24 protein-coding genes and 1 riboswitch are annotated in these 26074 nt (G+C 76.8%); of the genes, 8 read left to right on the top strand and 16 right to left on the bottom strand.

Translation table 11 applies throughout. The features are described 5' to 3' along the window. Window positions 1-298 precede the first annotated feature (298 nt). A complete protein-coding gene (locus ACWENR_RS05450) occupies window positions 299-577 on the top strand; it encodes a hypothetical protein (protein WP_452275835.1) in 279 nt (92 codons plus the stop codon). Further along, on the top strand, window positions 574-2040 hold the full coding sequence (locus ACWENR_RS05445) for an NADH-ubiquinone oxidoreductase-F iron-sulfur binding region domain-containing protein (RefSeq protein ID WP_452275834.1): 1467 nt from the start codon (window positions 574-576) through the stop codon (window positions 2038-2040). Before ACWENR_RS05450 ends, ACWENR_RS05445 begins: the two co-directional genes overlap by 4 nt. A gap of 187 nt (window positions 2041-2227) precedes the next feature. Here ACWENR_RS05445 and serS read toward each other — a convergent pair whose 3' ends face one another. From serS to ACWENR_RS05420, 5 genes are all read right to left on the bottom strand, one after another. Next, window positions 2228-3514, bottom strand: a complete 1287-nt coding sequence (gene serS, locus ACWENR_RS05440; protein ID WP_452275833.1) for a serine--tRNA ligase — start codon at window positions 3512-3514, stop codon at window positions 2228-2230. 319 nt (window positions 3515-3833) lie between these two features. After that, window positions 3834-4910: a DNA polymerase III subunit beta family protein gene (locus tag ACWENR_RS05435; RefSeq protein ID WP_452275839.1), complete on the bottom strand. Its 1077-nt coding sequence runs from the start codon at window positions 4908-4910 to the stop codon at window positions 3834-3836. A gap of 188 nt (window positions 4911-5098) precedes the next feature. Next, window positions 5099-6280 (bottom strand): saccharopine dehydrogenase family protein, encoded by a 1182-nt coding sequence (locus ACWENR_RS05430; protein ID WP_452275832.1) that lies wholly within the window; start codon window positions 6278-6280, stop codon window positions 5099-5101. A gap of 184 nt (window positions 6281-6464) precedes the next feature. After that, a complete protein-coding gene (locus tag ACWENR_RS05425; RefSeq protein WP_452275831.1) occupies window positions 6465-7634 on the bottom strand; it encodes a zinc-dependent alcohol dehydrogenase in 1170 nt (389 codons plus the stop codon). Beyond that, window positions 7631-8059 (bottom strand): hypothetical protein, encoded by a 429-nt coding sequence (locus tag ACWENR_RS05420; protein ID WP_452275838.1) that lies wholly within the window; start codon window positions 8057-8059, stop codon window positions 7631-7633. Before ACWENR_RS05420 ends, ACWENR_RS05425 begins: the two co-directional genes overlap by 4 nt. Window positions 8060-8243: 184 nt before the next feature. On the opposite strand from ACWENR_RS05420, the gene ACWENR_RS05415 reads away from it, so the two are divergent. Further along, window positions 8244-11318, top strand: coding sequence for a LuxR C-terminal-related transcriptional regulator (locus ACWENR_RS05415; RefSeq protein WP_452275830.1), 3075 nt, complete (start codon window positions 8244-8246; stop codon window positions 11316-11318). Window positions 11319-11427: 109 nt separating this feature from the next. Here ACWENR_RS05415 and ACWENR_RS05410 read toward each other — a convergent pair whose 3' ends face one another. Then, a complete protein-coding gene (locus tag ACWENR_RS05410) occupies window positions 11428-11976 on the bottom strand; it encodes a DsbA family protein (RefSeq protein ID WP_452275829.1) in 549 nt (182 codons plus the stop codon). 135 nt (window positions 11977-12111) lie between these two features. Beyond that, on the bottom strand, window positions 12112-12798 hold the full coding sequence (locus tag ACWENR_RS05405; RefSeq protein WP_452275828.1) for a BON domain-containing protein: 687 nt from the start codon (window positions 12796-12798) through the stop codon (window positions 12112-12114). Window positions 12799-13030: 232 nt separating this feature from the next. On the opposite strand from ACWENR_RS05405, the gene ACWENR_RS05400 reads away from it, so the two are divergent. Beyond that, entirely contained in the window at window positions 13031-14194 is a 1164-nt protein-coding gene (locus ACWENR_RS05400; RefSeq protein WP_452275827.1) for a cellulose binding domain-containing protein, read from the top strand. 91 nt (window positions 14195-14285) lie between these two features. On the opposite strand, the gene ACWENR_RS05395 is transcribed toward ACWENR_RS05400, so the two are convergent. Together ACWENR_RS05395 and ACWENR_RS05390 are read right to left on the bottom strand one after the other, a co-directional pair. Beyond that, window positions 14286-14678, bottom strand: coding sequence for a hypothetical protein (locus tag ACWENR_RS05395; RefSeq protein ID WP_452275826.1), 393 nt, complete (start codon window positions 14676-14678; stop codon window positions 14286-14288). 220 nt (window positions 14679-14898) lie between these two features. Continuing rightward, on the bottom strand, window positions 14899-15042 hold the full coding sequence (locus tag ACWENR_RS05390; protein ID WP_452275825.1) for a hypothetical protein: 144 nt from the start codon (window positions 15040-15042) through the stop codon (window positions 14899-14901). Window positions 15043-15372: 330 nt separating this feature from the next. Between ACWENR_RS05390 and ACWENR_RS05385 the strand changes: the two genes are divergently transcribed. After that, window positions 15373-15735, top strand: coding sequence for an STAS domain-containing protein (locus ACWENR_RS05385; RefSeq protein ID WP_452275824.1), 363 nt, complete (start codon window positions 15373-15375; stop codon window positions 15733-15735). Between the two features lie 142 nt (window positions 15736-15877). Here the strand turns inward: ACWENR_RS05385 and surE are convergent, their stop codons facing one another. Both surE and ACWENR_RS05375 read right to left on the bottom strand, forming a co-directional pair. Beyond that, window positions 15878-16702 carry a 5'/3'-nucleotidase SurE gene (gene surE, locus ACWENR_RS05380; protein ID WP_452275823.1) on the bottom strand — a complete coding sequence of 275 codons (825 nt, stop codon included), beginning with the start codon at window positions 16700-16702 and terminating at the stop codon, window positions 15878-15880. Beyond that, on the bottom strand, window positions 16699-17676 hold the full coding sequence (locus ACWENR_RS05375) for a 1-phosphofructokinase family hexose kinase (RefSeq protein ID WP_452275822.1): 978 nt from the start codon (window positions 17674-17676) through the stop codon (window positions 16699-16701). Before ACWENR_RS05375 ends, surE begins: the two co-directional genes overlap by 4 nt. Window positions 17677-17852: 176 nt before the next feature. On the opposite strand from ACWENR_RS05375, the gene ACWENR_RS05370 reads away from it, so the two are divergent. Then, window positions 17853-18311: an SRPBCC family protein gene (locus tag ACWENR_RS05370; RefSeq protein WP_452275821.1), complete on the top strand. Its 459-nt coding sequence runs from the start codon at window positions 17853-17855 to the stop codon at window positions 18309-18311. A gap of 129 nt (window positions 18312-18440) precedes the next feature. Here the strand turns inward: ACWENR_RS05370 and ACWENR_RS05365 are convergent, their stop codons facing one another. From ACWENR_RS05365 to ACWENR_RS05350, 4 genes are all read right to left on the bottom strand, one after another. Then, window positions 18441-19517: a coiled-coil domain-containing protein gene (locus ACWENR_RS05365; protein WP_452275820.1), complete on the bottom strand. Its 1077-nt coding sequence runs from the start codon at window positions 19515-19517 to the stop codon at window positions 18441-18443. A 13-nt stretch (window positions 19518-19530) separates the two neighbouring features. Continuing rightward, a riboswitch (cyclic di-AMP (ydaO/yuaA leader) is annotated at window positions 19531-19662 on the bottom strand. A gap of 153 nt (window positions 19663-19815) precedes the next feature. After that, window positions 19816-20733, bottom strand: coding sequence for a cation diffusion facilitator family transporter (locus ACWENR_RS05360; protein WP_452275819.1), 918 nt, complete (start codon window positions 20731-20733; stop codon window positions 19816-19818). A gap of 87 nt (window positions 20734-20820) precedes the next feature. Further along, complete coding sequence (locus tag ACWENR_RS05355) at window positions 20821-22938, bottom strand: HelD family protein (protein ID WP_452275818.1); 2118 nt, start codon at window positions 22936-22938, stop codon at window positions 20821-20823. Window positions 22939-23135: 197 nt separating this feature from the next. Then, window positions 23136-24059: an alpha/beta fold hydrolase gene (locus ACWENR_RS05350; protein WP_452275817.1), complete on the bottom strand. Its 924-nt coding sequence runs from the start codon at window positions 24057-24059 to the stop codon at window positions 23136-23138. A 147-nt stretch (window positions 24060-24206) separates the two neighbouring features. Here ACWENR_RS05350 and ACWENR_RS05345 point away from each other — a divergent pair, with 147 nt between their 5' ends. Next, on the top strand, window positions 24207-24836 hold the full coding sequence (locus ACWENR_RS05345) for a carbonic anhydrase (RefSeq protein ID WP_452275816.1): 630 nt from the start codon (window positions 24207-24209) through the stop codon (window positions 24834-24836). A gap of 86 nt (window positions 24837-24922) precedes the next feature. On the opposite strand, the gene ACWENR_RS05340 is transcribed toward ACWENR_RS05345, so the two are convergent. Next, on the bottom strand, window positions 24923-25252 hold the full coding sequence (locus tag ACWENR_RS05340) for a hypothetical protein (protein ID WP_452275815.1): 330 nt from the start codon (window positions 25250-25252) through the stop codon (window positions 24923-24925). Window positions 25253-25558: 306 nt separating this feature from the next. On the opposite strand from ACWENR_RS05340, the gene ACWENR_RS05335 reads away from it, so the two are divergent. Next, window positions 25559-26050: a DUF3145 domain-containing protein gene (locus ACWENR_RS05335; RefSeq protein ID WP_452275814.1), complete on the top strand. Its 492-nt coding sequence runs from the start codon at window positions 25559-25561 to the stop codon at window positions 26048-26050. Window positions 26051-26074 lie beyond the last annotated feature (24 nt).

Below are 26074 nucleotides of genomic sequence, written 5' to 3'. Positions count from 1 at the left end.
GTAGTCAGCCTCCCGACCGTACGCGTCGAGCAGCTCCTGGACATGTTGTCGAGCGATGTCCCGCATCAGCCCGAACCCGTCCTCCATGGCGGCGACGGCCGGCCGCTACTCCGCCCCGTCCGGGGGCGAGAGCCCCGAGGAACCCTGGGGCAGCCCTCTCCGCTGGGCGGCCAGCACGCCCGTCTCGGCCGGTCCCGTTTCGGCCGGTCCGGTCGCCGGTCGTGTCGCCGCCGGTCGCGTCTCGGCCGGGCCGGCCGCCGCCGGTCGTGTCTCGGCCGGGCCGGTCTCCGTCGGGCCCGTGTCGGTCCAGCCCGGCTACGCCGGGTCGCGCGGCGCCGGGGGGCGGCACAGCGCCGAGGACGAGCCGGACGTCGAGCCGGACTACTGGCGGCCCCCGGCCCGGTACGTCCCCGAGGACCCTCTGCTGCCCGCCGACGACACCCCGACCCTGGTGGACCTCGCCGCCCGGCGGGCACGCCGGGCCGCCGGCGAGGACCGGGCCGGGCGCCGACGCCGCGCCACCGCCGACGCCGTCGACGGGGCGTACTGGGCCGGGCTGCGAGGTGAGGCGAGGTGACGCGTACGACGGTGCCCCCGGTGGCCTGCGTCGGCGAGCCCCGGCTCACGGCGGGGTTCGCCGAGTTCGGACGGCTCGACCTGCCCGCCCACGAGGAGGTGCACGGGCCGCTCGGGCCGATGGAGCCGGCCGACCTGCTCCGGCTCGCCGAGGGCGTCCAGCTCACGGGCAGGGGCGGGGCGGGCTTCCCGTTCGCCAGAAAGCTCCGCGCGGTGCTGGAGTCCTGCGAGCGGCAGGACCTCGCGGCGGTGGTGGTGGTCAACGCCACCGAGGGCGAGCCGGCGAGCTGGAAGGACAAGGTGCTGCTCACCCGGGCCCCGCACCTGATCCTCGACGGCGCCGCGCTGGCCGCGTACGCGCTGGACGCCGAGGAGATCGTCGTCGGGGTGGCCGACGACGGGGTGGGCCACGGCTCCCTCGCCGAGGCGCTCCGGGAGCGTCGCATGCCGGTGCCCACCAGCATCGTCACCGTGCCGCACCGGTTCATCTCCGGCGAGGGCGGCGCACTCGTCAACGGGATCAACGGCCGGCCGCACATCCCGCCGGGCACCAAGAGGCGATCCAGCGACTCCGGCGTCGGGGGCCTGCCCACGCTGCTCTCCAACGCCGAGACGTACGCCCAGCTCGCGGTCGCCGCCCGGCTCGGCCCGTACGAGTACGCGGCCCTCGGCACCGACGACGAGCCCGGCACCGTGCTGCTGACCGTCACCGGCGCGGCGCGACGGCCGGCGGTGGTGGAGTGCGCCGCCGGCACCGGGCTGCGGGAGATCCTCGACCTGTGCGAGGCGCCGGCCGGCCCAGGCGTCCTGACGGGCGGCTACCACGGCAGGTGGATCACCCAGGAGGCGGCGGACCGGGCGGAGATCTCCCGCGGCGGGCTGGCCGCCGTGGGCGGCACCCTCGGCGCGGGAATCCTCGTCCCGCTCGGCGCGGACACCTGCCCGCTCGGCGAGGCCGCCCAGGTGGTCCGCTACCTGGCCGGCGAGTCGGCCGGCCAGTGCGGGCCGTGCCGCAGGGGCCTGCCCGACCTGGCCCGCGCCGTCGACCTGGCGGTCGCCGGCAGCGCCCCGGTGGAGGTGGTCCGCGCCGCCGCCGGCGACGTGCGGGGCCGGGGCGCGTGCGGCCACCCCGACGGTACGGCGAGGTTCGCGCTCTCCGCGATGCAGGTCTGCGCCGAGGACCTGCGGCTGCACACCACCGGGGACGGCTGCGGCCGGCGGGTCAGGGGCGTGCTGGGCCTGCCCGGCGCGCCCGACCCCGACCCGCGGCGGCTCACCCTCGACTGGTCCCGCTGCGACGGGCACGGGCTCTGCGCGCACGTCGTACCGGACTTCATCCGGCTCGACGCGAACGGCTACCCCGCCTTCCCGCCCACCCCCGTGCCGACGTGGCTACGAGAGGGCGCCCTCAAGGCGGTCAAGGTCTGCCCAGAACTAGCCCTACGCCTAACCCACCCCCACTAACCCCCACCCTCCCGCCCCTCCCTCCCCTCCCCGCCCCCCCGTCCGCGTCGATCTTGCACTTTGTGCCCCGACGAAAGCCGCGTTCCACGCGAATCGGGGGCCGAAAGTGCAAGATCGACGCGGACGGGGGGGGTGAGGGGCGGGGCGGGGCGGGGGAGGGGGAGGGGATGGGGGGCGGGGTGGGGGGTTAGCGGAGGGGGGTTAGGCGGTCGGTGTTCAGGCGGTTGCGGAGGACCTCCGGGACCAGCACCGAGCCGTCGGGCTGCTGGAACTGTTCCAGGATGGCCGGGAGGAGCCGGCTGGTGGCCAGCGCCGACCCGTTGAGGGTGTGCACGAAGCGGGTCTGCTTGCCGCCCGGCTCCCGGTAGCGGATGGCCGCCCGGCGCGCCTGGTAGTCGCCACCCCAGGAGACCGACGAGACCTCCTTGTACTTGCCGGTGCTCGGCATCCAGACCTCGATGTCGAGGGTCTTGCGCATCGCGGCGCTGGCGTCGCCGGCCGACAGCAGGCTCCGCTGGTAGTGCAGGCCCAGCCCCTCGACCAGGCTCTCCGCGTGGCCGACCATCTGCTCCAGCGCGGCGTCGGCCTGCTCCGGCAGGGTGAACTGGAAGATCTCCACCTTGTTGAATTGGTGGCCGCGCACGGTGCCGCGCTCGTCGGAGTGCGAGCCGGCGGCCTCCCGCCGGTAGCAGGGCGTGTACGCGAACACCTTCAGCGGCAGCTTCGTGGTGTCGAGGATCTCGTCCTGGTAGGCGCCGAGGATGGCCGTCTCGGCGGTGGGCAGCAGGAACTGCCCGCGCGGCGCGGACTGCTTGTCCAGGTGGTAGACGTCGTCGTAGAACTTCGGGAACTGCCCGGCGGCGAAGCCGGCGGTGTCCAGCAGCAGGTGCGGCGGGAGCAGGAACTCGTAGCCGGCCTCGATGTTCCGCTCGATCAGCCAGTTGACCAGCGCCCACTCCAGCCGGGCGCCCATGCCCGTGTACATCCAGAAGCCGGAGCCGCCGAGCTTGACCCCGCGCTCGTGGTCGACCAGGCCGAGCGCGCGGCTCAGCTCCACGTGGTCGCGGACCTTCTCGATCACCGGACGCTCGCCGAAGGTCTTGACGACCCGGTTGGCCTCCTTGCCGCCGGCCACCACGTCGTCGGCGGGCAGGTTGGGCAGCTCGCTCATCCGGGCGCGCAGCCGGGCCTGCACCTCGTCGAGCTGACTCTCCAGCTCGGCGAGCTGCTTGCGCTCCGCCTCCGGGGCGGTCGCCTGCGGCTCGGTGCCGGCCCGCTTCGCCTGCGCGTACGCGCGCGCCTCGGCCTTGCGGCGCTGCCGCTCGGCGTCGATCTCGCTGATCAGGGCGCGGCGTTCCTGGTCGAGCCGCTGGATCTCGTCCAGGGCCCGGGTGACCTCGGCGGGATCCAGTCGCTTCGCCAGCGCGGTCGCCACCGCCTCGCGATCCTTCCGGATCAACTCCATGTCGAGCATGCTGCTCCGTACGCCTCCGTCCGGACGTCTGGTGGACCCACCGATGCTACCGTCGCGGCCCGTCGCGCCCCGGCCCGGTCCGGGCGGCGCCCGCCGCTGCGCGCCCGGCTCGCCCTGCGGGCCTCGCTCCCGCGCCGGGCCCAGGCCCGCTCCACACCGTCCCCCGCGCCGGGCCAGGCCTGCATCGGGCCTCGCCTCCCATCGGGCCTCGCCTCCCACCAGGCCTCGCCCCGCGCCGGGCTGAGGCCCCGACCGCATCGGTCCAGGCCCGTGCCGGGCCAGGCCTGCGGCGGGGGGATCGAGCCGGACCGGCGGCGGCTCAGAGCCGGATCGGCATCAGGATCGAGAAGGCGTCGGCGTCGTCGGGGCGGCGCACGGCCAGCGGCGCGATCGGGCCGTCCAGCTCCAGCAGCAACTGGCCCGGGCCGGCGGCGTCGAGGGCCTGGAGCAGGTACCCGCCGTTGACGCCGATCCGGAGCGCGTCCTCCTCCTCGGCCAGCTCGTCCGCCCCGAACAGCCGCACCCCGCCCCGGCCGTCCGGCCCGAGCACCGTCACCGCGAGCGGCGCGCCGTCGTGCCGGCGGGTGACGACGGGGGCGTCCGCGCTGGTGAGGGCCGAGCGCAGGGCGGCGGCGTCGACGGCCAGCCGGTGCGTCGGCGCGTCGTCGGGCGCCGACGGCAGCAGCCGGCGATAGTCCGGGAAGTCGTACGGCAGGGCGGCGGCGTCGACCGTCCGGCCGGCGACGGAGAGCGTGATCGTCCCGCCGGTCACGGTCAGCCGCGCCTCGGGGGTGCTCCCCGCGCCGGTGTCGAGCAGGGCCCGTGCCTCGTCGACGAAGGCGACCGGGGCGAGCACCCGTACCGCCGGCCCGTCGACCCGGCCCGCCGCCCGGCCCAGCGCCATCCGGTGCCGGTCGGTCGCCACCAGCCGTACGCCGTCGACGTCGACGTCGAGCAGCACGCCGGTCAGCACCGGCAGGTCGGGGTCGGTGCCGACGGCGAAGCGGACCGCGTCCACGGCGGCGGCGAGGTCGGCGGGGGACAGCGCGATGCGGGTGGTCACGGGGCGCTCCTCGGAGTCGATAAGCGTACGGATCCGGGAGAGCTCGCGACGGGCGTCGGCGAGGCCGTCCTCCAGCCGGCGCAGGTGCGCGTCCAGCAGGCGGTGCACCTCGGCGGGCTCCGACCGCAGTGCGGCGGCGATCCCGGCCACCGGCATGCCGACCCGGCGCAGCCCCGCCACCAGCCGCGCGGGCGCCACCTGGTCGCCGGTGTACCAGCGGTAGCCGGTGACCGGGTCGACCAGGGCCGGCGTCAGCACCCCGGCCGAGTCGTAGAACCGCAGGGCGCTCACGGTCAGCCCGCTGGCCCGGGCCAGCTCGCCGATGCTGCGCAGGTCTCTCTCCACGGCGGTGATCCTGCCGTCTCGACCTGGTCGAGGGTCAAGCCGCCGACCGGGGCCCGTTCGACGTGAGCCGTTCCGCACCCCGCGTCGACCAAGCGTTCAGCGCGGGCCGTCCCGTACCCCGCGCCGATTAAGCGTTGAGCGCCGGCCGTCCCGTACCCCGCGCCGAGCAGGCCCGCTCAGCGCGGGCCGTCCAGCACCCGGAAGGTCATGCCCGCCCGGACCAGCCGGTCCAGCAGCGCGTCACCCATCGCGGTCACCGGGGTCACCTGGCCCGAGGTGACCGGCAGCTCGTCGGTGGCCAGGCAGAGCGCCGACTCGGCCAGCATCTTCGCCGTCTCGTCGTAGCCGGGGTCGCCGCCGGCCACCTCGGTGAGCACCCGCCGGCCGTCGCCGGTGCCGACGAACCGGACCCGGAACCACGACTTCGCCCGCTGCTGCGGCGTCGGCCCCTGCCCGGCGGCGAGCCGGCCGAACAGCCAGCGCCGGGCCGGCGGCACCCGCACCAGGCCGGTCAGGCCGCCCAGCCCGACCCCGGCGGCCAGCACGGTCGGCAGCCGCTTGACGGCGGCGAAGTGCCGGTAGCGGAAGTCGGGGCCGTACTCGGGGCGGGCGGCGGCCGAGCGGCGGACCACCTGCGGGTCGATGGTCGGCAACGGCACCGCCCACATGCCCAGCTCCTTCGACCGGGCGAGGCGACCGGGCACCGCGCGGACCCGCCGCCCGGTCGGCCGCGGCTCGACCCGCCGTCGCTCGCGCGCCGCCCGGGACGTCTCGGCCCGCCGGGACAGGGCGAGCAGCGCCGAGTGGTACGTGCCGGCGGAGAACCGCCCGCCCGCCCGCACGAAGCCGTCGACGGCGACCGGCCCGTCGGCCGGCAGGTGCCTGAGGGTGAACCAGACGCCCAGGTCGTGCGGGATCGAGTCGAAGCCGCAGGCGTGCACCAGCCGCGCCCCGGTGCGCACCGCCTCGACGTGGTGGCGCACGTACATCAGGTCGACGAACTCCGGTTCGCCCGTGATGTCCAGGTAGTCGGTGCCGGCGCGGGCGCACGCGGCGACCAGCGGCTCGCCGTGGTGGACGTACGGGCCGACGGTGGTGGCCACCACCCGCGCGCTCTCCGCGACCGCCCGCAGCGACCCGGCGTCGGTGACGTCGGCGGTGAGCAGGGGCAGCCCGGCCAGCGCCGGGTCGATCGCGGCGAGCCGGTCCCGGACGGCGGCCAGCCTGTCGGGGTTGCGCCCGGCGAGGGCCCAGCGCAGCCCGGGCGGGGCGGTGCGGGCCAGGTACTCGGCGGTCAGCCCGCCGGTGAAGCCGGTGGCCCCGAACAGGACGACGTCGTACGCCTGCTGCTCACGCATCCGCCGAGTCTGCCACCCGCGAGGGCGGGCCGCAGGGGTCGCGGGCGGCTCCGGTCACCCGGCCGGGGCGTCGGCGGCAACACCCGGGCGCGGCCGGCGCGTCGGCGGCCTCCCCGGCGCGTCGGCGGCCTCAACCGGGCGCGGCCGGCGCGTCGGCGGCCTCAACCCGGGGGCGTCGGCGGCCTCACGCCGGGGCGTCGGGGGTGAGGACGACACGGACGCAGCCGTCGGCGCGGTCCCGGAACAGCGCGTACCCCTCGGCGCCCCGGTCCAGCGGCAGCCGGTGGGTGGCCAGGTGTTCGGTGCGCAGCTCGTCGCGGGCCATCCGCTCCAGCAGCATCGGGATGTAGCGCTGCCCGTGCTGCCGCGCGCCCCGGACGGTGAGCCCCTTGTTGGTCACCGCGCCGAGCGGAAAGGCGTCGACGGCGCCGGTGAACTCGCCGAGCAGGAAGACCGCGCCGCCCTTGCGGCAGGCGTGCACCGCCTCGCGGACGGCGGCCGGCCGCTCCGCGCCGCCGGTGAGGCGGTCCGCCAGCGACCGGGGGCCGGACCCGTCCCAGGCCGCCCCGACCGCCTCCACGCAGACGTCCGGCCCCCGCCCGCCGGTGCGTTCGCGCAGCTCCGCGGGGACGTCGGCGAGCCGGTGGTCGATCGTCTCCGCCCCCGCGTGCCGCCGCGCCATCCGCAGCCGGTCGTCCTGGGCGTCGATGACGATGACCCGCTCCGCGCCGAGCAGCCGGGCCGCCCGCGCGGTGAGCTGGCCGACCGCGCCCGCGCCCCAGACCGCCACCACGTCGCCGGGGCGCACCCCGCCGAGGTCCGCGCCCATCCAGCCGGCCGGCGCGGCGTCCGAGGCGAACAGGGCCCGGTCGTCGCTGACCGGCTCCGGCACGGTGAACGCGCCCACGTCCGCGTACGGGACGCGGACGTACTCGGCGTGGCTGCCGGCGAAGCCGCCCATCGCCCGGGGCTGGCCGAACGCCCCGCCCGTCGGGTGCCCCCAGGCCGCCTCGGCGAGCGCCGGGTCGGCGCTGCCGTTGTCGCAGCAGGAGGGCAGCTCCCGCCGGCAGTACCAGCAGGAGCCGCAGGAGACCGACGCGCACACCACCACCCGGTCGCCGACGCGGTGCCGGCGCACGTCCGGGCCGACCTCGACCACCTCGCCGAGGAACTCGTGCCCGAGCACGTCGCCGACGGCCAGGAACGGCACCCGCCCGGCGAGCAGCGGCAGGTCGCCGCCGCAGGTGGCGCTCTGCCGGACCCGGACGATGACGTCGTGGCCGTTGCGCAGCTCCGGGTCGGGCACCTCGCGTACCGCCAGCTCGCCGGCACCCACCCAGCACAGCGCCCTCATCGCGGCGGGCCCGCCGGCCGGTCGACGGCGGAGCGGTCGGCGCGCAGCACCTCGCCGGTCTCGGCGAGCTGCTTGACCTCCCGCAACGCCCGGCGGATCAGCAGCCCGGGATCGTCGCCGACGAGGTGGGCGGCGAGCCCGGCGGGGGTCGCGCCGGCCAGCGGCCGGGCGGCCAGCTCGGTGCCCCGGCAGCCGGGCGCGGGGCGCAGCTCCACCTGCACCGCGCGGCCGAGCCGGCGCAGCGGCTCCGGCCAGCGTCCGCCGGGCAGCACCTCGCCGGGCGCGCGGTCGACGGTCACCACCTGCCAGCGCGCGGGCCGCGGGTCGGCACCGGCCGCACGGGGCCAGGTCGGCCGGCGTACGGCCAGCGCCCGCACCGCCGCCGCCCCGGCCGCCGCGACGAGGGCGAGCCCGGCCCCGGCCATCCCCACGATCCGTCCCACCGTTGCCTCCGTCCCCGGGCGCCCACCGCCGTCCTCCGTTCCCGCGAGGTCGGCGTGGGCGGCGACCCGGGCGGACCGGCGCCGGGGCGCGTCGTCGCGCGCGGCCGGCCGCCCACGTGCCACCAGGGTCGCCGGGGCCGGGGTGAAGCCGGCTCCCCCCGAAGGGGTGAACCGGGCCCGGCCGGGTAACCGCCCGCCGCAGGGCCTGGGGGAGTGGACGCGTCCGTGGGGGTGGGGCCGGATGCCGGAGCACGTACGGGACACCGGGGTCGTCGCGGTCGTGGGCGGGCCGGCGGGCGCGCCGCTGCTGGCGTCCCGGCTGGCCCCGGCCGCGCCGCCGGAGCCGCTGGTGCTGCGGCCCCGGCTGCTGCGGGCACTGGACGCGGGGACGGCCGGCCCGGTCACCCTGGTCCGCGCCCCGGCGGGCTGGGGCAAGACGACCCTGCTCGCCTCCTGGTTCCGGGCCGCCGGGGAGGCCGGCGCGCACCGGAACCGGGTGGGGGAGGGGCCGGTGACGGCGGCGGCCGAGGGCGCCCGGGAGGCCGGGGCCGGCGCGAGCCCGGGCGACTTCGGGGCCGCGGACGGGCCGGCGGACCGCGCCCGGCCGCAGGCGGCCTGGGTGTCGGTGGAGGGCGGCGACGACGGGGACCGGCTCTGGTCCTACCTGGCGGCGGCGCTGCGCGCGGCCGCCGACCCCGCCGACGACGCCCCGGGGCCACCCGTGCCCGACCGGCCGCCCCGCCCCGACCAGCTGGAGGTGCTGGCGGCGGCACTCGCCGCTCGGGAGCGGCCGGTGCTGCTCGTCCTGGACGACCTGCACCGGATCACCGACCCGGCGGCGCTGACCGGGCTGGACTTCCTGCTGCGCCACGCCGAGCAGCGGCTGCGGCTGGTGGCCGGCGCGCGGGGCGGGCTGCCGCTGGCCGTGCACCGGCTGCGGCTGGCCGGCGAGCTGACCGAGATCGGCCCCGACGAGCTCGCCTTCACCGGCGACGAGGTCGCCGACCTGCTCACCGCGCACGGGGTGGCGCTGCCGGCGGCCGGGGTGCGCCGGCTGCGGGAGCGCACCGGCGGGTGGCCGGCGGCCCTGCGGCTCGCGGCGCTGGCGCTGCGGGGGCAGCCCGACCCGGCCCGCTGGGCCGAGCAGTTCGGCGGCGACCAGCCGGACGTCGCCGACTACCTGCGCGAGGAGGTGCTCGCCGGGCTGGACCCGCGGTCCCGGGACGTGCTGCGCCGCTCCGCCGTCGCCGACGCCGTCTGCGCCGGGCTGGTCGACGCGCTCACCGGGCGGGCCGACGGCGAGCCGGCGCTGGAAGGCCTGGCCGGCGACGGGCTGCTCCGCCGCGACGACGGCCGCCCGCCCTGGTACCGCTGCCAACCGCTGCTGGCCGAGCTGCTCCGCGCCGAGCTTGGCCGGTTGCCCGCCGACGAGCTGCGTGACGTGCACCTGCGGGCGGCCGGCTGGTATGCCGGGAACGGGCGCCCCGCCGACGGACTGCGGCAGGCGCTGGCCGGCGGGGACTGGGACCGGGCCACCGAACTCTTCGTCGCGCACTGGCCGGAGCTGGTCCCGTACGACCGGGACGCCTCCGGGGTGCCGGCGCCCGCGCCCCCGCCGGCCGAGGCCGTGCGACGTGACCCGGAACTCGCGCTCGCCTGCGCCGCCGAGCGCGCCCGGGCCGGGGACGCCGGCGCGGCCGCCGGCCACGTGGACGCCGCCGTGGCCGCCGCCCGGTCGCTGCCGGCGCCGCGCCGCGACCGGTTCCGGCGGCTGGTCGCCGCGCTGGAGGTCACGCTGGCCCGGCTGGCCGGCGACCCGGGGGCGGTACGCGCCGCCGCCGGTCGGCTGCTCGCCGCCCGCCCCGCCGCGCGACCCGCCCCCGCCGCGCGACCCGCCCCCGACGCGAGCCGGGCACCGACGACCGGGTCCGCCGTGTCCGGGTCTGCCGTGTCCGGGTCCGCCGTGTCCGGGTCCGCCGTGGCCGGGCCGGCGGGGCCGGGGGGCGCCGCCGGGCTGCCCGCCCCCGATCTCGTCCGGCCGGCCGAGCCGCGCGGCGACGCCGCCGAGGACGCCGACGTGCGGGCGGTGGCCGGCGCCGCCATCGGACTGGCCGACCTGGCCGACGGCGACCTGCCCGCCGCCGGGCTCGCCTTCGCGCGGGCCCTGGCGGCGGCCCAAGACGCCGGGCGTCCGCGTACGGAGCTGGTCTGCGCCAGCCGGGCGGCGCTCCTGCACGCCGTGCGGGGCGAGCTGCGGGCCGCCGAGACGCTGGCCCGGGACGCGCTGGCGATGCCGCCCTGTCGGGGCTGGTCGTGCCGGGAGGACTGCGGGCACGCGTACCTGGCGCTGGCCCTGGTCGCGCTGCACCGGGACCAGCCCGAGGAGGCGGAGGCGCACCTGGCGCTGGTCGGCCCCGCCACGGGCGAGCCGACCGTGGCGGCGACGGCGGCGCTGTGCCGGGCGTACCTGCTGCGGGACGCCGGTGACCTGCCTGGCGGGCACCGGGCGCTGGCCGAGGCGCGGGACCGGCTGGCCGACCGGCCCCGGGCCACGGAGCTGGCGTCCTGGCTGCTGGCCGCCGAGGCGGACCTGCGCGGGGCGCGGGGCGACCTCGACACCGCCCGGCGCCTGCTCGCCGACCGGGTTCGCGACACCGCCGCCCCGCCGCTCGCGGTCGCGCTGGCCCGGGTGGAGCTGCGTTCCGGCGACCCGAGAGCCGCCGGCTACGCGCTGCCCGACTGGGACGCGCCGGCGGCGGCCGACTGGCCGCTGCCCGTACGCCTGGACGCGGCCGTGCTGGACGCGGTCCTGGCCCGCCGGGCGGGCGACGAGCGGCGGGCCGGCCGGGTGCTGGAGCGGGCCCTCGACCTGGCCGGGCCGGAGGGGTTCCGGCGGGTGTTCACCCGCGCCGAGCCCGGGGTCCGCGATCTGCTCGCCGCCCACCTCGACGCGGGCACCGCGCACTGGCCGACGGTCAGCGACCTGGTCCGGGGCGTCGACGCGCCGGCCGAGGCGGGCTCGGCGGGCCAGGGCGCGGCGGGGCTCGACGAGCCGCTGACCGAGCGGGAGCTGACCATCCTGCGCTACCTGCAGAGCATCCTGTCCAACGTGGAGATCGCGGCCGAGCTGTCGCTGTCGGTCAACACGGTCAAGACCCACGTCCGAAACATCTACCGGAAGCTGGACGCCACCCGCCGCCGCGAGGCCGTCAGCCGCGCCCGCGAGCTGCGGCTGATCTGAGCCCGCCTACGCCCGGGCGCTCGCTTTCAGGCGCGGGCCGCCGGTGCGGCGGCGGCCGGGGTCGAGCGCGGGAGCCGGACGACGGGGCCGCGGCACGCGGGGCCGGCGCTCAGCCGGTGGCGGCGGCGTCGACGGCGGCCAGGAGGTCGGCCAGGTCGTACCCGGCGTCGTGGCGGATCCCGTTGACGAACAGGGTCGGGGTGGCGTCGACGCCGCTGCGGATGCCGCCGACGAAGTCCTGCCGCACCCGGTCGCCGTGCGCCTGCCGCTCCACCTCCGCGGCGACCTCCTCGGCGGGCAGCCCGAGCTGCGTGACGCCGAGCGACAGGTGCACCGGGTCGAGCTGGTCCTGGTGCTCGTAGAGCCAGTCGTGCATCGCCCAGAACCGGCCCCGCCGCCCGGCCGCCTCGCTCGTCTCGGCGGCGTGCTCGGCGTACGGGTGCATGTTGACGATGGGGAAGTGCCGGTACGCCAGCCGCACCGTCTCGGCCCGCTGCCGCAGCACCTCCTGGAGGTTCTGGTACGCGGCCCCGCAGAACCGGCACTGGAAGTCGGCGTACTCGACGATCGTCACCGGCGCGTCCAGGGGCCCGCGGACGTGGTCGTCCTCGGTCACCGGGGTCCGCAGGCGGGCGGTGACCTGCAGTGGCGTCGTCATCCGGTCGACCCCTTCGGCTCAGTCATGTCTCCCAGGCTGGCCCGGGGCGGGGTGAGGGCGGCTCACCCCGCCCGGGTGGTCCGGCGACGCGGGCGGGCTGGTCCACCGGTCGTCGTCGCCGGGCAGACGGGCGCCTCAGCCGAGCACCGGGGCGACCGCGATGTGGTTCTGCACCTCGCGGATGCCCGGGGCGTTCCAGACGGTGCGTTCGACCTCCGCCCGCTCCGGCATCGAGTGGACCAGCCCGCCGAGCACCACCGTGTCGCCGTGGACCCGGACGTCGATCCGCTCCGCCTCGGTGGCCCGGTTGCGGGCGAGCGCGTCGACGATCCGCTCGGCCAGGGCGTGCCCGTCGGGCCGCACGTCGGGACGGACGGTGATGCCGTTGCTGACCCCGCGTACGCCGGTGAGCCGGGCGACGGACCGCTCGGCGGCGCGGCGCTGGTACTCCCAGTCGACCTCGCCGTGCAGCGTCACCCAGCCGTGCGAGACGGTCACGTCGAGCCCTTCCAGGGGGACGAACGCGTCCCACTCCAGGGCGTGCCCGGCCGCGGCGGCGATGTCCGGGTCGGCGCGTTCGGCGCCGGTGCCGAGGCGTACGGCCAGGTCGTTGGCGACCGCCCGGACGCGGCCGACCCGGTGCGCCGCCCGCTCGGCGGCCCACTTCTTGGCGTAGCTGTCGACCCGGCCGGTCAGCGTGACCACGCCCTCGGAGACGGTCACGCCGATCTCGTTCGGCCGTACCCGGGGTTCCCAGGTCAGCTCGTCGAGCACGGCGGACTGGATGTCCCGGTCGGTACGGCTGATCGTCGCGATGGCCATCTGTCCCTCCTCACTGACGGCTGCCCGGTGCGCACGGGCCCGCCGGAGCCGATCCTGGCGCCGGCCGGGGTGAGGAGCCCTCACCCGACGGGGGTGACGAGGACGCTTGGGAGCGCTTCCAAGCGGACCCGGGATCGGCTAGGGTAAGCGCGTTCCTCGGGTGCGGGAGCCGTCGCGCCGATGTCGGGGCCAGGGCAGCCCCGGCGCGTTCCGCACGTCCCCGTTGCCGGGTGTGCCGGCCGTCATGGTGCGGGCCGGCAGCTTCGCCGACGCGGACCGGCCGAACGACAGCCACGTCGCGTTCTCCACCGACGGCGGGGCCAACTGGTTCCAGGGCACCGAGCCGTCCGGCGTGAACAGCGGCGGCACCGTCGCGGCGTCGGCCGACGGCAGCCGGTTCGTCTGGGCGCCGGGCGACGCCGGCCAGCGGGTGGTGCACTCGGTCGGCTTCGGCACCTCGTGGACCGCGTCGACGGGCGTCCCCGCCAACGCGACGATCGAGTCCGACCGCGTGAATCCGAACAAGTTCTACGCCTTCGGCGGCGGCAGGCTCTACGTCAGCACCGACGGCGGGGCGAGCTTCACGGCCTCGGCCGCCGCCGGCCTGCCCACCACCGGCAGTGTCAGGTTCAAGGCGCTGCCCGGCAGGGAGGGCGAGCTGTGGCTGGCCGGCGAGGGCGGGCTGTGGCGCTCGACCGACTCCGGCGCGACCTTCACGAAGCTCGCGGGGGTGAGCACCGCCGGCAACGTCGGCTTCGGCAAGGCCGCGCCCGGCCGGACGTACCCGGCGCTGTACCTCTTCGGCACCGTCGACGGCCGGCCCGGCGTGCACCGCTCGGACGACACCGGCGCGACCTGGGTGCGGATCAACGACGACCGGCACCAGTACGGCAACGCGGGCGAGGCACTGACCGGCGATCCCCGGGTCTACGGCCGGGTCTACCTCGGCACCAACGGCCGGGGCATCCTGGTGGCGGACCGGCTCGGCGGCGACCCGACCCCGACCCCGACCGGCCCGAGCCCGACGCCGACCGGCCCGAGCCCGACGCCCACCGGCCCGAGCCCGACGCCGACGCTCACGCCGCCGCCCGGCGGGTGCGCGGTCAGCTACCGGGTGACCGGCTCCTGGGCCGGCGGCTTCCAGGGCGAGGTGGTGGTCCGCAACACCCGCCCCACACCGATCACCGGCTGGACGGTCGACTGGGCCTTCCCGGACGGCCAGCGGATCACCCAGCTCTGGGGCGGTACGCACACCCAGACCGGCCCGGCGGTCACGGTCCGCGACGCCGGCTGGAACGGCGGACTCGCCGGGGGCGCCAGCACCACGGTCGGCTTCCTCGGCAGCTGGACCGGCGCCAACGGCCCACCGAGCGCGATCGTCTGCACCAGCCGCTGACCCGGTGGTGGGCGGCGCACCCGCTCGGCCGGACGACGCCGACGGGCCCCGGCCGACCGGGTGGTCGACCGGGGCCGGTGGGGCAGTCGGGTCAGCCGTCCAGGCCGACGGGGGAGCTCGGCCGGTCCACGTCGACGAACTCGATGTCGTCGGCGGCCCGGTCGCGGCTGCCGGCCGCCCGGGCCGCGGTGCCGGCGGCCCAGCCGATCGCGGCGCCGGCCAGCGCGGCGGCGGCCAGCAGGGCCCAGGGCAGCGCCGGCCGCCGGCCGGCGAGCGCGTCGAAGGCCAGGGTGGCCCGGCGGCGCGCCTCGTCCGCCGCCGAGCCCACCAGGTCGCCGGCCTCGTCGGCGAGGCCGGATCCGTTGCGGCGGGCCGACCGGACGGTGTCGCCGGCGGAGCTGACCGCCGAGACCAGGTGTTGCCACGCCTGGTCCGCGATCCGCTCAGGCTTGCTGCGGCGGTCCAGCAGGTTGGTTCCGAACATGGTGGGTTACCTCCTCGAAGGTGCCGAAGCCGACGGCCACTTCGGACTTCGACGTCGCACCGGCGGTCACGGTTCGCTCGCCCCCGCCTGTGCCCGGTCGGGCGGCTCCGCAAACCCCGGCCGGGTGGCTCCGCGATCCCCGGCCCGGTGGCTCCGCGATCCCCGGCCCGGCGGCTGCCCAACCCCCGGTGGGGGCCACGGCCGCCGGGCGGCCCGCGCGTCAGCGGAGCGTGACCACCGCGGTCACGCCGCGCGCGAAATCGTCGTCGTCATCGTCGTCGTCCCCGCCGCCGCCGAATCCGCAGGCCAGCACGAGGGCCAGCAGCGCGCCGACCCCGGCCAGCGCGGCAAGTCTCCTGATCATCGATCGCCTCCTCCGTCGCGGCCCCGCCCGTCGAGCCGATGCTAGGCAGCGCGGGCAACGCGCGCGGCGGAAGCGGCCAGGGCACGCCCGGAAGGTCGGGTGTCGGGCGGTGTCGACGGGGGACCGCTACCCTGGGTCGGCGACGCGTCAGCGCCAGCTGATCGTTGGGTAAAGAAGAAGTCAAAAGTCCGGATAAGGGCGACCTGGGGTGCCCTCGTCCGCGAATTGCTCATCCCGAGGGGTGGCGACCGAGGCCGTCGGAGGAATACTCTCGGTCGCGGCCCGCGTACTGATGAGGCGCCCGTCGGACGGGCGAGTGGAGGTGCTCGCGTGAGCCTGTCGATCGTGAAGTCGGTCCTGCCCGGAGGTGTCATCGAGATCGCCCCCCGGGGCGAGATCGACGTCGACACCGCGTACGAGGTGCGTGAGGCGATCGCCGAGGTCCTGGCCAAGGGGCGCCCCAGCCGGATCGAGCTCAACATGAGGCTGGTCACCTTCATCGACTCGGTCGGCATCAGCGCGATGGTCGCCGGCTTCCAGACCGCCGAGGTGAGCGGCGTCAAGCTCGTCGTCACCGAGCCGAGCCGGTTCGTGCACCGGCAGCTCTGGGTGACCGGCCTGCTCGGCCTCTTCGGCGCCCCCGAGCCCTACTACGCCGGGGCGCCGACCCCGGAGGTGCTCCCCGGCGCCTGACCGGAGGCGCTCCCCGGGCGCCTGACCGGCCGTCGGCGAGGGGCCTCGGTCGCCGCCTGACCGGCCGTCGGCGAGATGCCGCAGTCACTGGTCGCCGGCGAAGGGCCCCGGGCGTCGGCTGGCCGCCGTCGGCGAGGTGCCTTCAGTCGCCGCCGAGGCCCGACAGGTCGACGTCCGCCACCTCGGTGACCGCGCGGATGGCCGTCACCGAGGCGTACCCGTCGGCCAGCAGGGCCAGGTCGGTGCCGGGCTGCACCGCCTGCCCGGGCTCCTCCAGGGACGTGCGCACGAAGCCGTGCCCCGACTCCGCCACCGTCATCTGCACCTGGCCGAAGCTGGCCAGCGTGCCCCGGCGCACCCCGCGCAGCCGGCCGTGCGGCAGGTCCGGCGCGTTGACGTTGAGCACGCTCTCCGCCGGCCCGGCGGTGAGCCGGGGCAGCAGGTCCAGGGCGACCCGGGCCGCCGTCGACCAGTGCCGCTCGGCGTCGCGTACCCGGGCGGCGGCGGCCACCGCGGCGCCCCCGCTGGCGGCCGTCGCCTCCCCGGCCGAGAGCACGTCGAGGGAGACGGCCATCGCCCGGCAGCCGTTCGCCGCAGCGGTGAAGGCGGCGCCGACGGTGCCGGAGTGCAGCACGGCGCGGCCGGCGTTCGCGCCCCGGTTGATGCCGGAGAGCACCACGGTCGGCGGCGCCCCGAACGCGCCGTGCACCGCGATCAGCGCGATGAAGCCGGGCGAGCCCCCCACCCCGAACGCGGGCACCCCCGGTAGCTCCGGCAGCGGGTGCTCGTGGACCACCACGTGCCCGTTCCGCTCCACGGCGGTCATCGCGGCGCTGGTGCCGCTCGCCTCCTCCAGGGGAGCGGCGACTACCACGTCGAGACCCCGGTCCGCCGCCGCCCGGGCCAGCGCCTGGATGCCCGGCGCGGCGATCCCGTCGTCGTTGGTGACCAGTACGCGCAGCGTCATCGCTCGCCCGCCCGGTCGGCCAGCTCGTCGGGGGTGGTGCGCTCCTGCGGGCGGCTGCCGGCCGGCACGAGCCGCACCCGGTCGACCAGGCCGGTGATCGAGTCGAGCCGGCCGGTGCCCAGGCCGTGCCGCGTCACGTTCAGCGCGCCGGCCGCCGCCCCGGTCCGGATCGCGGTGCGCACGTCCCCGCCCCGGGCGACCACGGCGGCCACCCCGGCCGTCATCGAGTCGCCGGCCCCGCGCGGGTCGGCGGCCTGCAGGCGGGGCATCTCCACCTCGAACACCTCGCCGTCGACCAGGGCCAGGGCCGGCTCGTCGGCCCGGCTCACCACGACGTTCTCGGCGCCGCCCGCGTGCAGGTCGTACATCGCCCGGGTGAGCTGCTCCTCGTCGTCGCCGCCGGCCCGGCCGTCGGCGATGAGTTCCTCGTGGCTGACCTTGAGGAAGAAGACGCCGCTGTCCAGCACCGCGGTGAGGTGCTCGCCGGCCAGGTCGACCACCACCCGGCCGCCGTTGGCGCCGAGGTCGGCGGCGAAGCGCCGGTAGAGGTCGGCCGGCACCAGCGAGGGCTCGTTCGGCCCGCTCAGCACGCTGACCGTCGCGCGCAGCCCCTCGCCGAGCGCCAGGTTGTAGAGCTCGTCCAGCTCGTGCCGGCTGAGCGGTTGGCCCGGCACGTCCACGATCTCCCGTCGGGACCCCTCGCGCCGGTCGTGCACGTACCCGCCGCTGCCCGAGTCCCGCAGCACCACCTTGAGGTCGACCCCCTCGCTGACCAGCAGCGGCTCCAGCACCTGGCCGATCTCGCCGCCGAGGGCGGTGCAGAGCACCACGTCGACGCCGAGCGACATCACCATCCGGGCCTGCCAGACGCCCTGGCCGCCGGGGTGCAGGTGCAGCTCCGGGGCGTCGCTGGGCTGGTCGACGGTCACCGTCAGCCGGGGCGTGGGCGCGAAGACCATCACGTGCCCGCTCATCCGTCGTACCCGTTCATGCTCCGCCCTCCGTCGACCGACACACGTCGTGACCTGCCAGAAGCCGACGGTAGTCGCAGAGGTGGGCGGGTGGTCGACATCCGTACGGGGACCGGCGCGCCGTTGCCTCGGTGCCGCGGGTGCGCGACGATCGGGCGACGCGACGGTGGGGAGGCCGGATGCTCAGGCGAGGTTCCTTCAGCTACACCGTCCAGGCGCGCTGCTCGCCGGCCGAGGCCGCCGGCCTGCTCGCCGACCCGGCCCGGCAGGAGGAGCTGCACCCGCTGATCGTCCGGGTCCGCCGGGTGACGCCGTCCCGACCCGGCGCGCGGGCGAGCTATCTCATCACCGACCGGCTGGCCGCGGGGCCGCTGCGCCTGCCGGTCACCTACCGGGCCGACGTCCTGGCCGACGGGCCGGACGAGGTCGTCACCGTGGCGCGGCAGTGGCCGGCCACCACCGTGCGCAACCGGACCCGGCTGCGTGCCGAGCCGGACGGCGTCGTCCGGATAGAGGTCGAGATCACCCTCGCGGCGCCCGCGCCGCTCTTCGGTTACGCCTTCCGCCAGGCGCGCGCCGCCCACCTGGGGCTGGCCGCCCGGCTCGGCGCCGCCCTGGACCGCCGCCCGCCCGGCTGACGGCACGCCAGGGCCGCCCGGCCGGGACGGTCCGGCACCCGGCGCGGGATGCGGTCCCATGGGCCGAGCGGCCGTACGCACGGCGCGGCCCCGGCGACCCGACGGGCGGGTCACCGGGGCCGTGGGGCGTCAGTAGACCGACAGGTGCACGTGGTTGGTGTGGTCGCTGGACGGGTCGCCGTTGGCGCCGCTGTACGACTTCCACCCGCTGCTCGGCAGCCAGATCTGCCTGTACCAGATCACGTAGAGCACGGCGAGCCGGTCGGCGTTCTTGACGAAGTACGTCGCCAGGTTGTTGCCGTACGTCCGGTCGCCGCCCGTGGCGTCGCCGCCGAAGCCGCCCTTCTGCGCGGCGAAGTCGCAGGCCCGGCCCTTCGGGTGCTCCCCGGAGCCGCCGGGGCGGTAGCAGGAGACGTAGCGGGTGAAGCCGGCCGCCTTGGCCTGGTTGAGCGCGTGCAGGGTGCGCGGGGTGATGCAGCCGTTGGCGGGGGTGGGGTCGTTGACGCTGCACGACTCGGACGGCCAGGAGCCGTCGGAGTTGCGCGGCGCCGGCTTCGCCGTCGCGGTCGAGGTGCCGCGCGGCGCGCTGCCGCTCCCGGCGGACTGCTGTTGCTGCTTCCGGTTGGCCACCGTCAGCGCCCGCTCGGCCTGCTCCTTGCGCTTGGCCATCAGCGTGACCTGCTTGCGCTGTTCGCGGATCTCGCCGTCGAGCGCGAGCTTGGTGCGGACGGCCGCGTCGCGGGTCTCCTGGAGGTCGCGCAGCGCGCGGTCCTCGTTGGCGGCCACCGCGTCGAGGGCGGCGGCCCGGTCCATGAAGCCGTCCGGCGAGTTGCTGTTGAGCAGCGCGGACGCGGCGCCGAGCCGGCCGGTGCGGTAGGCCACCCCGGCGATCTCGCCGACCTTGGCCGCCCGTTCGGCGAGCTCGGTCTCGGTCGTCTTGAGCTGCGCGGCGAGCTGCCGCTGCCGCTTGACCGAGGTGTCGAGGGCCCGCTTGGCGTCGAGGTAGCCCTTGCTGGCGGCCTCCAGTTGGGCCCGCAGGGCGGGGGTGCCGCCCTCCGCGTCCTGTCCGGGTGCCGCGGCCGGCAGGCCGGCGCGGGGGGCGGCCGTCGCCGGGGCGGCGGTGACCGGGGCGACCGCGGCGCCGAGGGCGAGCGTCGCGGCGATCATGGCCGCCATCCGGGCGGCGCGTCGTCGTACAGGTGCCATCACTGGCATACACGTGTCCTTCCGTCAGCCGCCGACCGGGTTAGCTGACGGGTTCGGGACGGAAGATCCCTACCGCTGACGCGGATGCACCCCACGAACATGGTTCCCCGGTTCGCCCCGCCGGGCGATTAGGCGGCGGCCGTCGCCGGCACCGGTGGGTGCCGCCTGGCGAGGGCCGGGTCCGAGCCTACCGGTGCCGGTGTGACTGATGCAGCGGGTGTGACTGAGGGTGCCTGTCCGCTTACCGTCAAATCCGACATAAGTCGACAATACTCTCCCAGATTTAAGGTTGTGCTCATTACCACTCAACCGACCCGCAGACCCCGGGGGACGCTCCCGGCTCGACCTGCAACGTGGCGTGCTCGATCTGGAAGTCGTCGTGCAGGGCCGTCCGGGCCGCGCTGAGCACCGCGCCCACCTCCGCGTCCGGCTCGGTCGTCAGGTGCGCCGAGGCCACCTCCATCCCGGAGGTCAACGTCCAGACGTGCAGGTCGTGCACCTCGGCGACGCCGGGCACGGCGGCCAGGCGGTCGTGCACCCTGGTGACCTCGAGGTGCTCCGGGGCCGCCTGCACCAGGATGCGCAGCGCGGCGCGGCCGAGGCGCCAGGTGCGGGGCAGGATGAACGCCCCGATCGCCACGGCGACCACCGGGTCGGCCCACCACCAGTCGGTGGCGGTGATCAGCAGGGCCGCGCCGATCACGCCGAGTGACCCCAGCAGGTCCCCCAGCACCTCCAGGTACGCGCCCCGCAGGTTGATGCTCTCCTTGGCGCCGGAGCGCAGCAGGGCGAAGGCGCCCACGTTGGCGAGCAGGCCGAGCACGGCGACGGCGAGCATCGGGCCGGCGAGCACCTCCGGCGGGTCGCCGAACCGGCGTACCGCCTCGACGACCACGTAGACCGCGACGCCGGAGAGCAGCACGGCGTTGGCGAGGGCCGCCAGCACCTCCAGCCGGTAGAGGCCGAAGGTGCGCTGCGGGTCCGCGCCGGCCCGCCGGGTGGCGGTGATCGCGGCGAGCGCCATGCCGATGCCGAGCACGTCGGTGAACATGTGCCCGGCGTCGCTGAGCAGGGCCAGCGAGCCGGTGCGGAAGGCGGCTGCCGCCTCCACCACCATCAGGGCGGCGAGCAGCGCGAACGCGGCCCAGAGCCGACCCCGGTGGCGGTGCGCGGCGTTCGCGACCGACCCGTGGTGGTGGTCATGACCTGCGCCCACGCGTCCACCTCCGTCACCCGTCCGGACCCGCGTCCAAGCTATGTTCACATCGCAATATGTGCAAGTGACCGCCCGGCGGCCGGGGGCTCAGCCGACCGGGTCGACGGTGGTCAGCCGCTGGGTGGCCCGGGACAGCGCGACGTAGAGCGTCCGCACCCCCGAGCCCGGGTCCGCCCGGATCTCGCCCGGCGCGACCAGGACCACCCCGTCGTACTCCATGCCCTTGGCCTCCAGGCTGGTCACCACCTGCAGGCGCGGCGCCCCCAGCCCGCCCAGCCACCCCGCCACCTCGTCCCGGCGGGGCACCGGCGTGATCACGCCGACCGTCCCCTCCACCTCGGCGAGCAGCGCGGTGGCCGCCTCCACCACCGCGGTCTCCAGCCCCGCCGGCGGCACCACCAGCTCGACCGGGTGGACGCCGGTGGAGCGCACGGCGACGGGCAGCGGCAGGTCGGGGTGCAGCCGGCGGATCTCGGCCGCCGCCACCGCGAAGATCTCCGCCGAGTTGCGGTAGTTGGTGGTCAGGGTGAAGTGGTGCCGCCTACGCCGGCCCAGCGCCTGGTCCCGGGCCCGGGCCAGCTCGTCGGGGTCCCCGGTCCACGCCGTCTGCGCCGGATCGCCCACCACCGTCCACGAGGCCAGCCGCCCGCGCCGGCCCACCATGCGCCACTGCATCGGCGAGACGTCCTGCGACTCGTCGACCACGACGTGCGCGTACTCCCGGTAGTCCTCCGGGCGCTGCCGCGCCGCCTCGCGGGCGGCGCGCTGCCGGTCGGCGTGCGTGCTCAGCTCGCGGACCCCGCCGGCCAGCTGGAACGGGTCGCGCCTCGGCCGGGCCGGCTTCACCGGCTTGCCGAGCAGCGCGTCCAGCTCGTCGAGCAGCGCGATGTCGGCGACCGTCAGCCCCGCGGAGTCCAGGCTCCGGTACGCGTCGCCCAGCAGCCGGATCTCCGCCCCGGAGAGGATCCCGCCGGCGTACCGGCGCAGCCGCTCCGGGCGGGCCAGCCAGCCGAGTACGTGCCGTGGGTGCAGCCGCGGCCACCACGCCTTGAGGAACTCCCGGAACTCCGGCCGCTCGATGATCTCGTCCTCGAACGCGCGCTGCTCCGGCAGCCGGCCGATGCCCAGCCGGCGGGCCTGCGCCCAGAGCGCGGCGAGGACCCCGTCGAAGCCGGCGCGGCGCACCTCGTTGCGGCGGGCGCCCCGGGGCATCGCCCGGTCCCGGACGGCGTCCAGCTCCCGGCGGTCCAGCCGGAGCAGCGTGCCCCGGTAGAGCAGGCGCAGCTCGCCCGGCCCGCCCGGCACCGCGTCCCGGGCGGCCCGCTCCAGCACCCGGCGCATCCGCAGCGAGCCCTTGACCGCCGCCACGGCCGGCGGGTCCGTGCGGGTCGCGCTCATCCCCGGGAAGAGGGTGCCCAGCGAGTGCAGGGTGGCGGTGTCCTCGCCGAGCGAGGGCAGCACCGAGGCGATGTACTCGACGAACACCGAGGACGGGCCGACCACGAGGATGCCCCCGCCGGCGTACCGGCTGCGGTCGGAATAGAGCAGGTAGGCGGCCCGGTGCAGGGCCACCGCCGTCTTGCCGGTGCCCGGCCCGCCCGACACGATCGTCACGCCCGAGCCGGGGGAGCGGATCGCCTCGTCCTGCTCCCGCTGGATGGTGGCGACGATGTCCCGCATGCCCCGGCCGGTGGCCTTCGAGAGCGTGGCGAGCAGCGCGCCGTCGCCCACCACCGCCATGTCGGCGGGCGCCGCACCCGGGTCCAGCAGGTCGTCCTCGATCCGGGTGACCCGTTCGCCGGAGGACTGGATCGTCCGCCGCCGCACCACGCCCAGCGGCTGCGCCGGGGTGGCCTGGTAGAAGGCGGCGGCGGCCGGCGCCCGCCAGTCGACCACCAGGGTCGTCGCGTCCTCGTCCCGGATGCCGAGCCGCCCGACGTGCAGCACCTGCCGGTCGCGCAGGTCCAGCCGCCCGAACACCAGCCCCTCGTGCTCGGCGTCCAGCACGTGCCGCCGCTGCGCGGCGTGGAACACCATCGCGTCCCGCTCGACCAGCGCCCCGAAGGTGCCCACCCGGGCGAGCCGGTAGCCCTCCTTCTCGGCGCGCACCGCCGACCGGCGCAGCTCGGCCAGCCGGGCGTACACCCGGTCGAGGTGCCGCTGCTCGACGGCGGTCTCCTGCGCCAGGGTGGTCTGGTCGCTCAACGGTCGCTCCTCCCGACGTCGGCGGCGGGCGACGCGAACCGCGCGAACCGCGCCAGGCCAACCGCAAGAGGGTACGGCTCCCGCGCAACCTGCGGCGCCTGAGGTGCGGGAAAGGATCGCGCGTCACCCGCGGGACGGGTCCGCGCCGGCGCTCCGGCGGCAGTCGGCAGGGCGCGCCGGGACGGCAGGCGGCGGGGTCAGCCCTGCGGGGCGGGCGCCGGGGCCCCGGCGAGCACCCGGCCGAGGACGCCGCCGAGCGCCGCGTTGACCTCGTCGGGGCGCTCCATCATCAGCATGTGCCCGGCGCCCGGGCAGACGGTCAGCTCGGTCGCCGGCAGCGCGGCGGCGATCGACTCGGCGCAGGGCGGCGGGGTGAGCCGGTCCCGGTCGCCGACCAGCGCGGCGGCCGGCAGGTGGGCGAGCCGGGCGAGGGTGTCCAGGCGGTGCTGCGTCCCGATCGAGGCGCGGAAGCCGCCGATCGAGCGCAGCGAGGCGCGGGCCACCGCCGAGGTGACCAGCCGGATGTCGTGCGGGTCGCAGCGGTCGCCGAAGAGCATCCAGCGGATGCTGGGGCGCAGGGCGCGCAGCAGCGCCCGGGGCGGTCGCCAGGACCCGCACCGGGCCAGCACGCCGGCCCCGGTGGTCTCGGCCAGCCGGATCAGGCGGGCGATCCGGGGCGAGAGGCCGTACGCGGTGTGCGTGTGCCCCTCGGCGGTCGTGGAGACGAAGACCAACCCGGCGGCCCGGGCCGCGAAGTGCTCGGGGTGCCGGTGCGCGTACTCCATGATCGTCATGCCGCCCATCGAGTGGCCGGCGAGCACCACCCGGCCGGTCGGGGCCACCTCGTCGAGCACCGCGGCGAGGTCGTCGCCGAGCTGGGCGAGGGTGGCGGTGGGCAGCGCCATGCAGCTCGACCTGCCGTGCCCCCGGGCGTCGTACGCCACCACCCGCACCGCGCCGCCGAAGCGTTCCCGCAGGTCGGCGAGCTGTTTGTGCCAGGCCCGCCCGTCGAGCGTCCAGCCGTGCAGCAGCACCACGGTGACCTCGGCCTCCGCCGGCCCGGTCGCCTCGACGTGCAGGCGTACGTCGTCGGGAAGACGTACCTCGACGTGCTCCGGCATCGCCACCTCCCCAGGCCGCGCTGGTCCGCAACACCGGGGAAACCCGGCGGTAACACCGGCTACCCCCCATGAGACCACGCCAACCGTGCCGGTGAGAAGATTCGCAACCCGCGTCCGGGCGCGGCCCCGGGCCGCCAAGCTGGGGGCATGGGGTCGCCGCAGGCACCACCGCCCGGCCGCGCCGCCGGCGGCACGCCCCGCGCCGCGCTGGCGGAGCTGCTCGCCGGCAACCGCCGGTTCGTCAGCGGCCAGCCGGTCCACGGCCACGACGTCACCGCCGCCGCGGCGGCGGCCTCCGGCGACCAACAGCCGTACGCGGTGCTGCTGGGCTGCATCGACTCGCGGGTGCCGCTGGAGGCGATCTTCGACCAGACCTTCGGCTCGATCTGCGTGATCCGCACCGGCGGGCACGTGCTCGACCGGGCGGTCCTCGGCTCCATCGAGTACGTGGTCGGCGAGCTGGGCGTGCCGCTGGCGATGGTGCTCGGGCACGAGCGGTGCGGCGCGGTCGCCTCGGCGGTGGACGCGCTGCGCGGCGGCCGGACGCCGGGCGGCGCGCTGGCGCACCTGGTCGACCAGATCGCCCCGGCGGTGACCGAGGCCGGCGTCAACGACCCCCGGGCGCACCCGGTGGCGATCCGGCGGCACGTGCTGCGGACCGTGGCCGCGCTGCGCGGCGACGAGGCGCTCGCCGGACCGGTCGCCGCCGGCCGGCTGGCGGTGGTCGGCGCCCTCTACGACCTGACCACCGGCGAGGTCACCCTGCTGGCGGGCTGAACTGCCCGGGAGGGGCCCGCACGCGAAAGAGGACCGCCCGCCGGGATGATCCCGACGGGCGGTCCAGGTGTCGCGTGGGGAAGGGCTCAGCCCTCGAAGACGCCGGCCTCGACCAGGCGCTTCTCGGTGGCGTCCCAGCCGTCGCCCGGGTGGGCGGCGTTCAGGGTGCTGAGCTCGGCCCGGATCTTGGCGGCGTGGCCGGCGGCGGCCAGCACCCGGATCTCCTCGACGAACGCCTCGGAGTCGGTGCGCAGGTGCGCGGTCTTGCCGTTGGTCAGGTTCCGCACGTAGGCGTGCTTGCCGCCGTTGAGCGGGATGACGTACTTGAACTCGCCCAGCACGCTGAGGGCGCCACCCTGGCCAGCCTGGCCGGCCCGGACTGACGCGCGCGCGGTCTTAGAGGTGTTGCTCGCCACGGAGGTACTCCTTGCAAGACGTACGGGAGGACGGAACGTCCGGGGGCTGTGCGGACGGCACCTGGTGGAGTGGGCCCGCGGAAGATGTGCGCGGCACAGGCCGCCGATGGAACTGTACACGACCACGATCCCTGGCTGGTCATCGCGTCCGTGGGGCTCAACGGCTGTCACCCGTCCGACTATTCCGCCGGCGAATTTTCCGATTCCCTGGCGCACCATCCGTCACACCAGTCATCATGTGTTGCAGAACCGCCTGGTTGACCGAGGTCGTAGGGGAAGACGCACCTCGCTCTCCGGGAGGTCACCGTGCCAACGCGTGGCGTCGTATACGTCCACTCGACCCCGCTCGCCGTGTGCTCACACGTCGAGTGGGCGATCGCGCGCGTCCTCGCCGCGCCGGTCAACCTGCAGTGGACGGCTCAGCCCGTCGACCCCGGCGCCCGCCGGGCCGAGTGCGGGTGGACCGGTCGCCTGGGGACGGGCGCCGAGCTGGCTGCTGCCCTCCGGCAGTGGCCGATGATCCGTTTCGAGGTCACCGAGGAGCCGAGCCCCGGCGCCGACGGCGAGCGCTTCATGTACGTCCCGGGTCGCGGCCTGTTCCGGGCGACCGTGGGCGCGGCCGGCGACATCCAGCTCGGCGAGGACCGGCTGCGTAGCCTGATGGCGGGCGCGCGGGCGCCGGAGGCCCTCGCGCACGCGCTCGACAAGGCGCTCGGCACCGCCTGGGACGCCGAGCTGGAGCCCTACCGGTTCGCCGGCGACGGCGCGCCGGTGACCCTGCTCACCCGCGTCGGCTGACGCCCGGGCCGGGCGCCCCCGACG

The sequence above is a fragment of the Micromonospora sp. NPDC004336 genome (assembly GCF_053602615.1).
Note: the sequence above shows the minus strand (reverse complement) of the source record. Positions and strands in the feature narration are given on the sequence as shown.

Bases quoted from the DNA above. Each gene is read 5' to 3' on its own strand.
- surE (WP_452275823.1), bottom strand. From the start codon at position 16,702: ATGACGCTGCGCGTACTGGTCACCAACGACGACGGGATCGCCGCGCCG.
- ACWENR_RS05425 (WP_452275831.1), bottom strand. From the start codon at position 7,634: ATGAGGGCGCTGTGCTGGGTGGGTGCCGGCGAGCTGGCGGTACGCGAG.
- ACWENR_RS05345 (WP_452275816.1), top strand. From the start codon at position 24,207: ATGGGGTCGCCGCAGGCACCACCGCCCGGCCGCGCCGCCGGCGGCACG.
- ACWENR_RS05390 (WP_452275825.1), bottom strand. From the start codon at position 15,042: ATGATCAGGAGACTTGCCGCGCTGGCCGGGGTCGGCGCGCTGCTGGCC.
- ACWENR_RS05410 (WP_452275829.1), bottom strand. From the start codon at position 11,976: ATGACGACGCCACTGCAGGTCACCGCCCGCCTGCGGACCCCGGTGACC.
- serS (WP_452275833.1), bottom strand. From the start codon at position 3,514: ATGCTCGACATGGAGTTGATCCGGAAGGATCGCGAGGCGGTGGCGACC.
- ACWENR_RS05370 (WP_452275821.1), top strand. From the start codon at position 17,853: ATGCTCAGGCGAGGTTCCTTCAGCTACACCGTCCAGGCGCGCTGCTCG.
- ACWENR_RS05420 (WP_452275838.1), bottom strand. From the start codon at position 8,059: ATGGCCGGGGCCGGGCTCGCCCTCGTCGCGGCGGCCGGGGCGGCGGCG.
- ACWENR_RS05405 (WP_452275828.1), bottom strand. From the start codon at position 12,798: ATGGCCATCGCGACGATCAGCCGTACCGACCGGGACATCCAGTCCGCC.
- ACWENR_RS05375 (WP_452275822.1), bottom strand. From the start codon at position 17,676: ATGAGCGGGCACGTGATGGTCTTCGCGCCCACGCCCCGGCTGACGGTG.
- ACWENR_RS05395 (WP_452275826.1), bottom strand. From the start codon at position 14,678: ATGTTCGGAACCAACCTGCTGGACCGCCGCAGCAAGCCTGAGCGGATC.
- ACWENR_RS05350 (WP_452275817.1), bottom strand. From the start codon at position 24,059: ATGCCGGAGCACGTCGAGGTACGTCTTCCCGACGACGTACGCCTGCAC.
- ACWENR_RS05365 (WP_452275820.1), bottom strand. From the start codon at position 19,517: ATGGCACCTGTACGACGACGCGCCGCCCGGATGGCGGCCATGATCGCC.
- ACWENR_RS05430 (WP_452275832.1), bottom strand. From the start codon at position 6,280: ATGCGTGAGCAGCAGGCGTACGACGTCGTCCTGTTCGGGGCCACCGGC.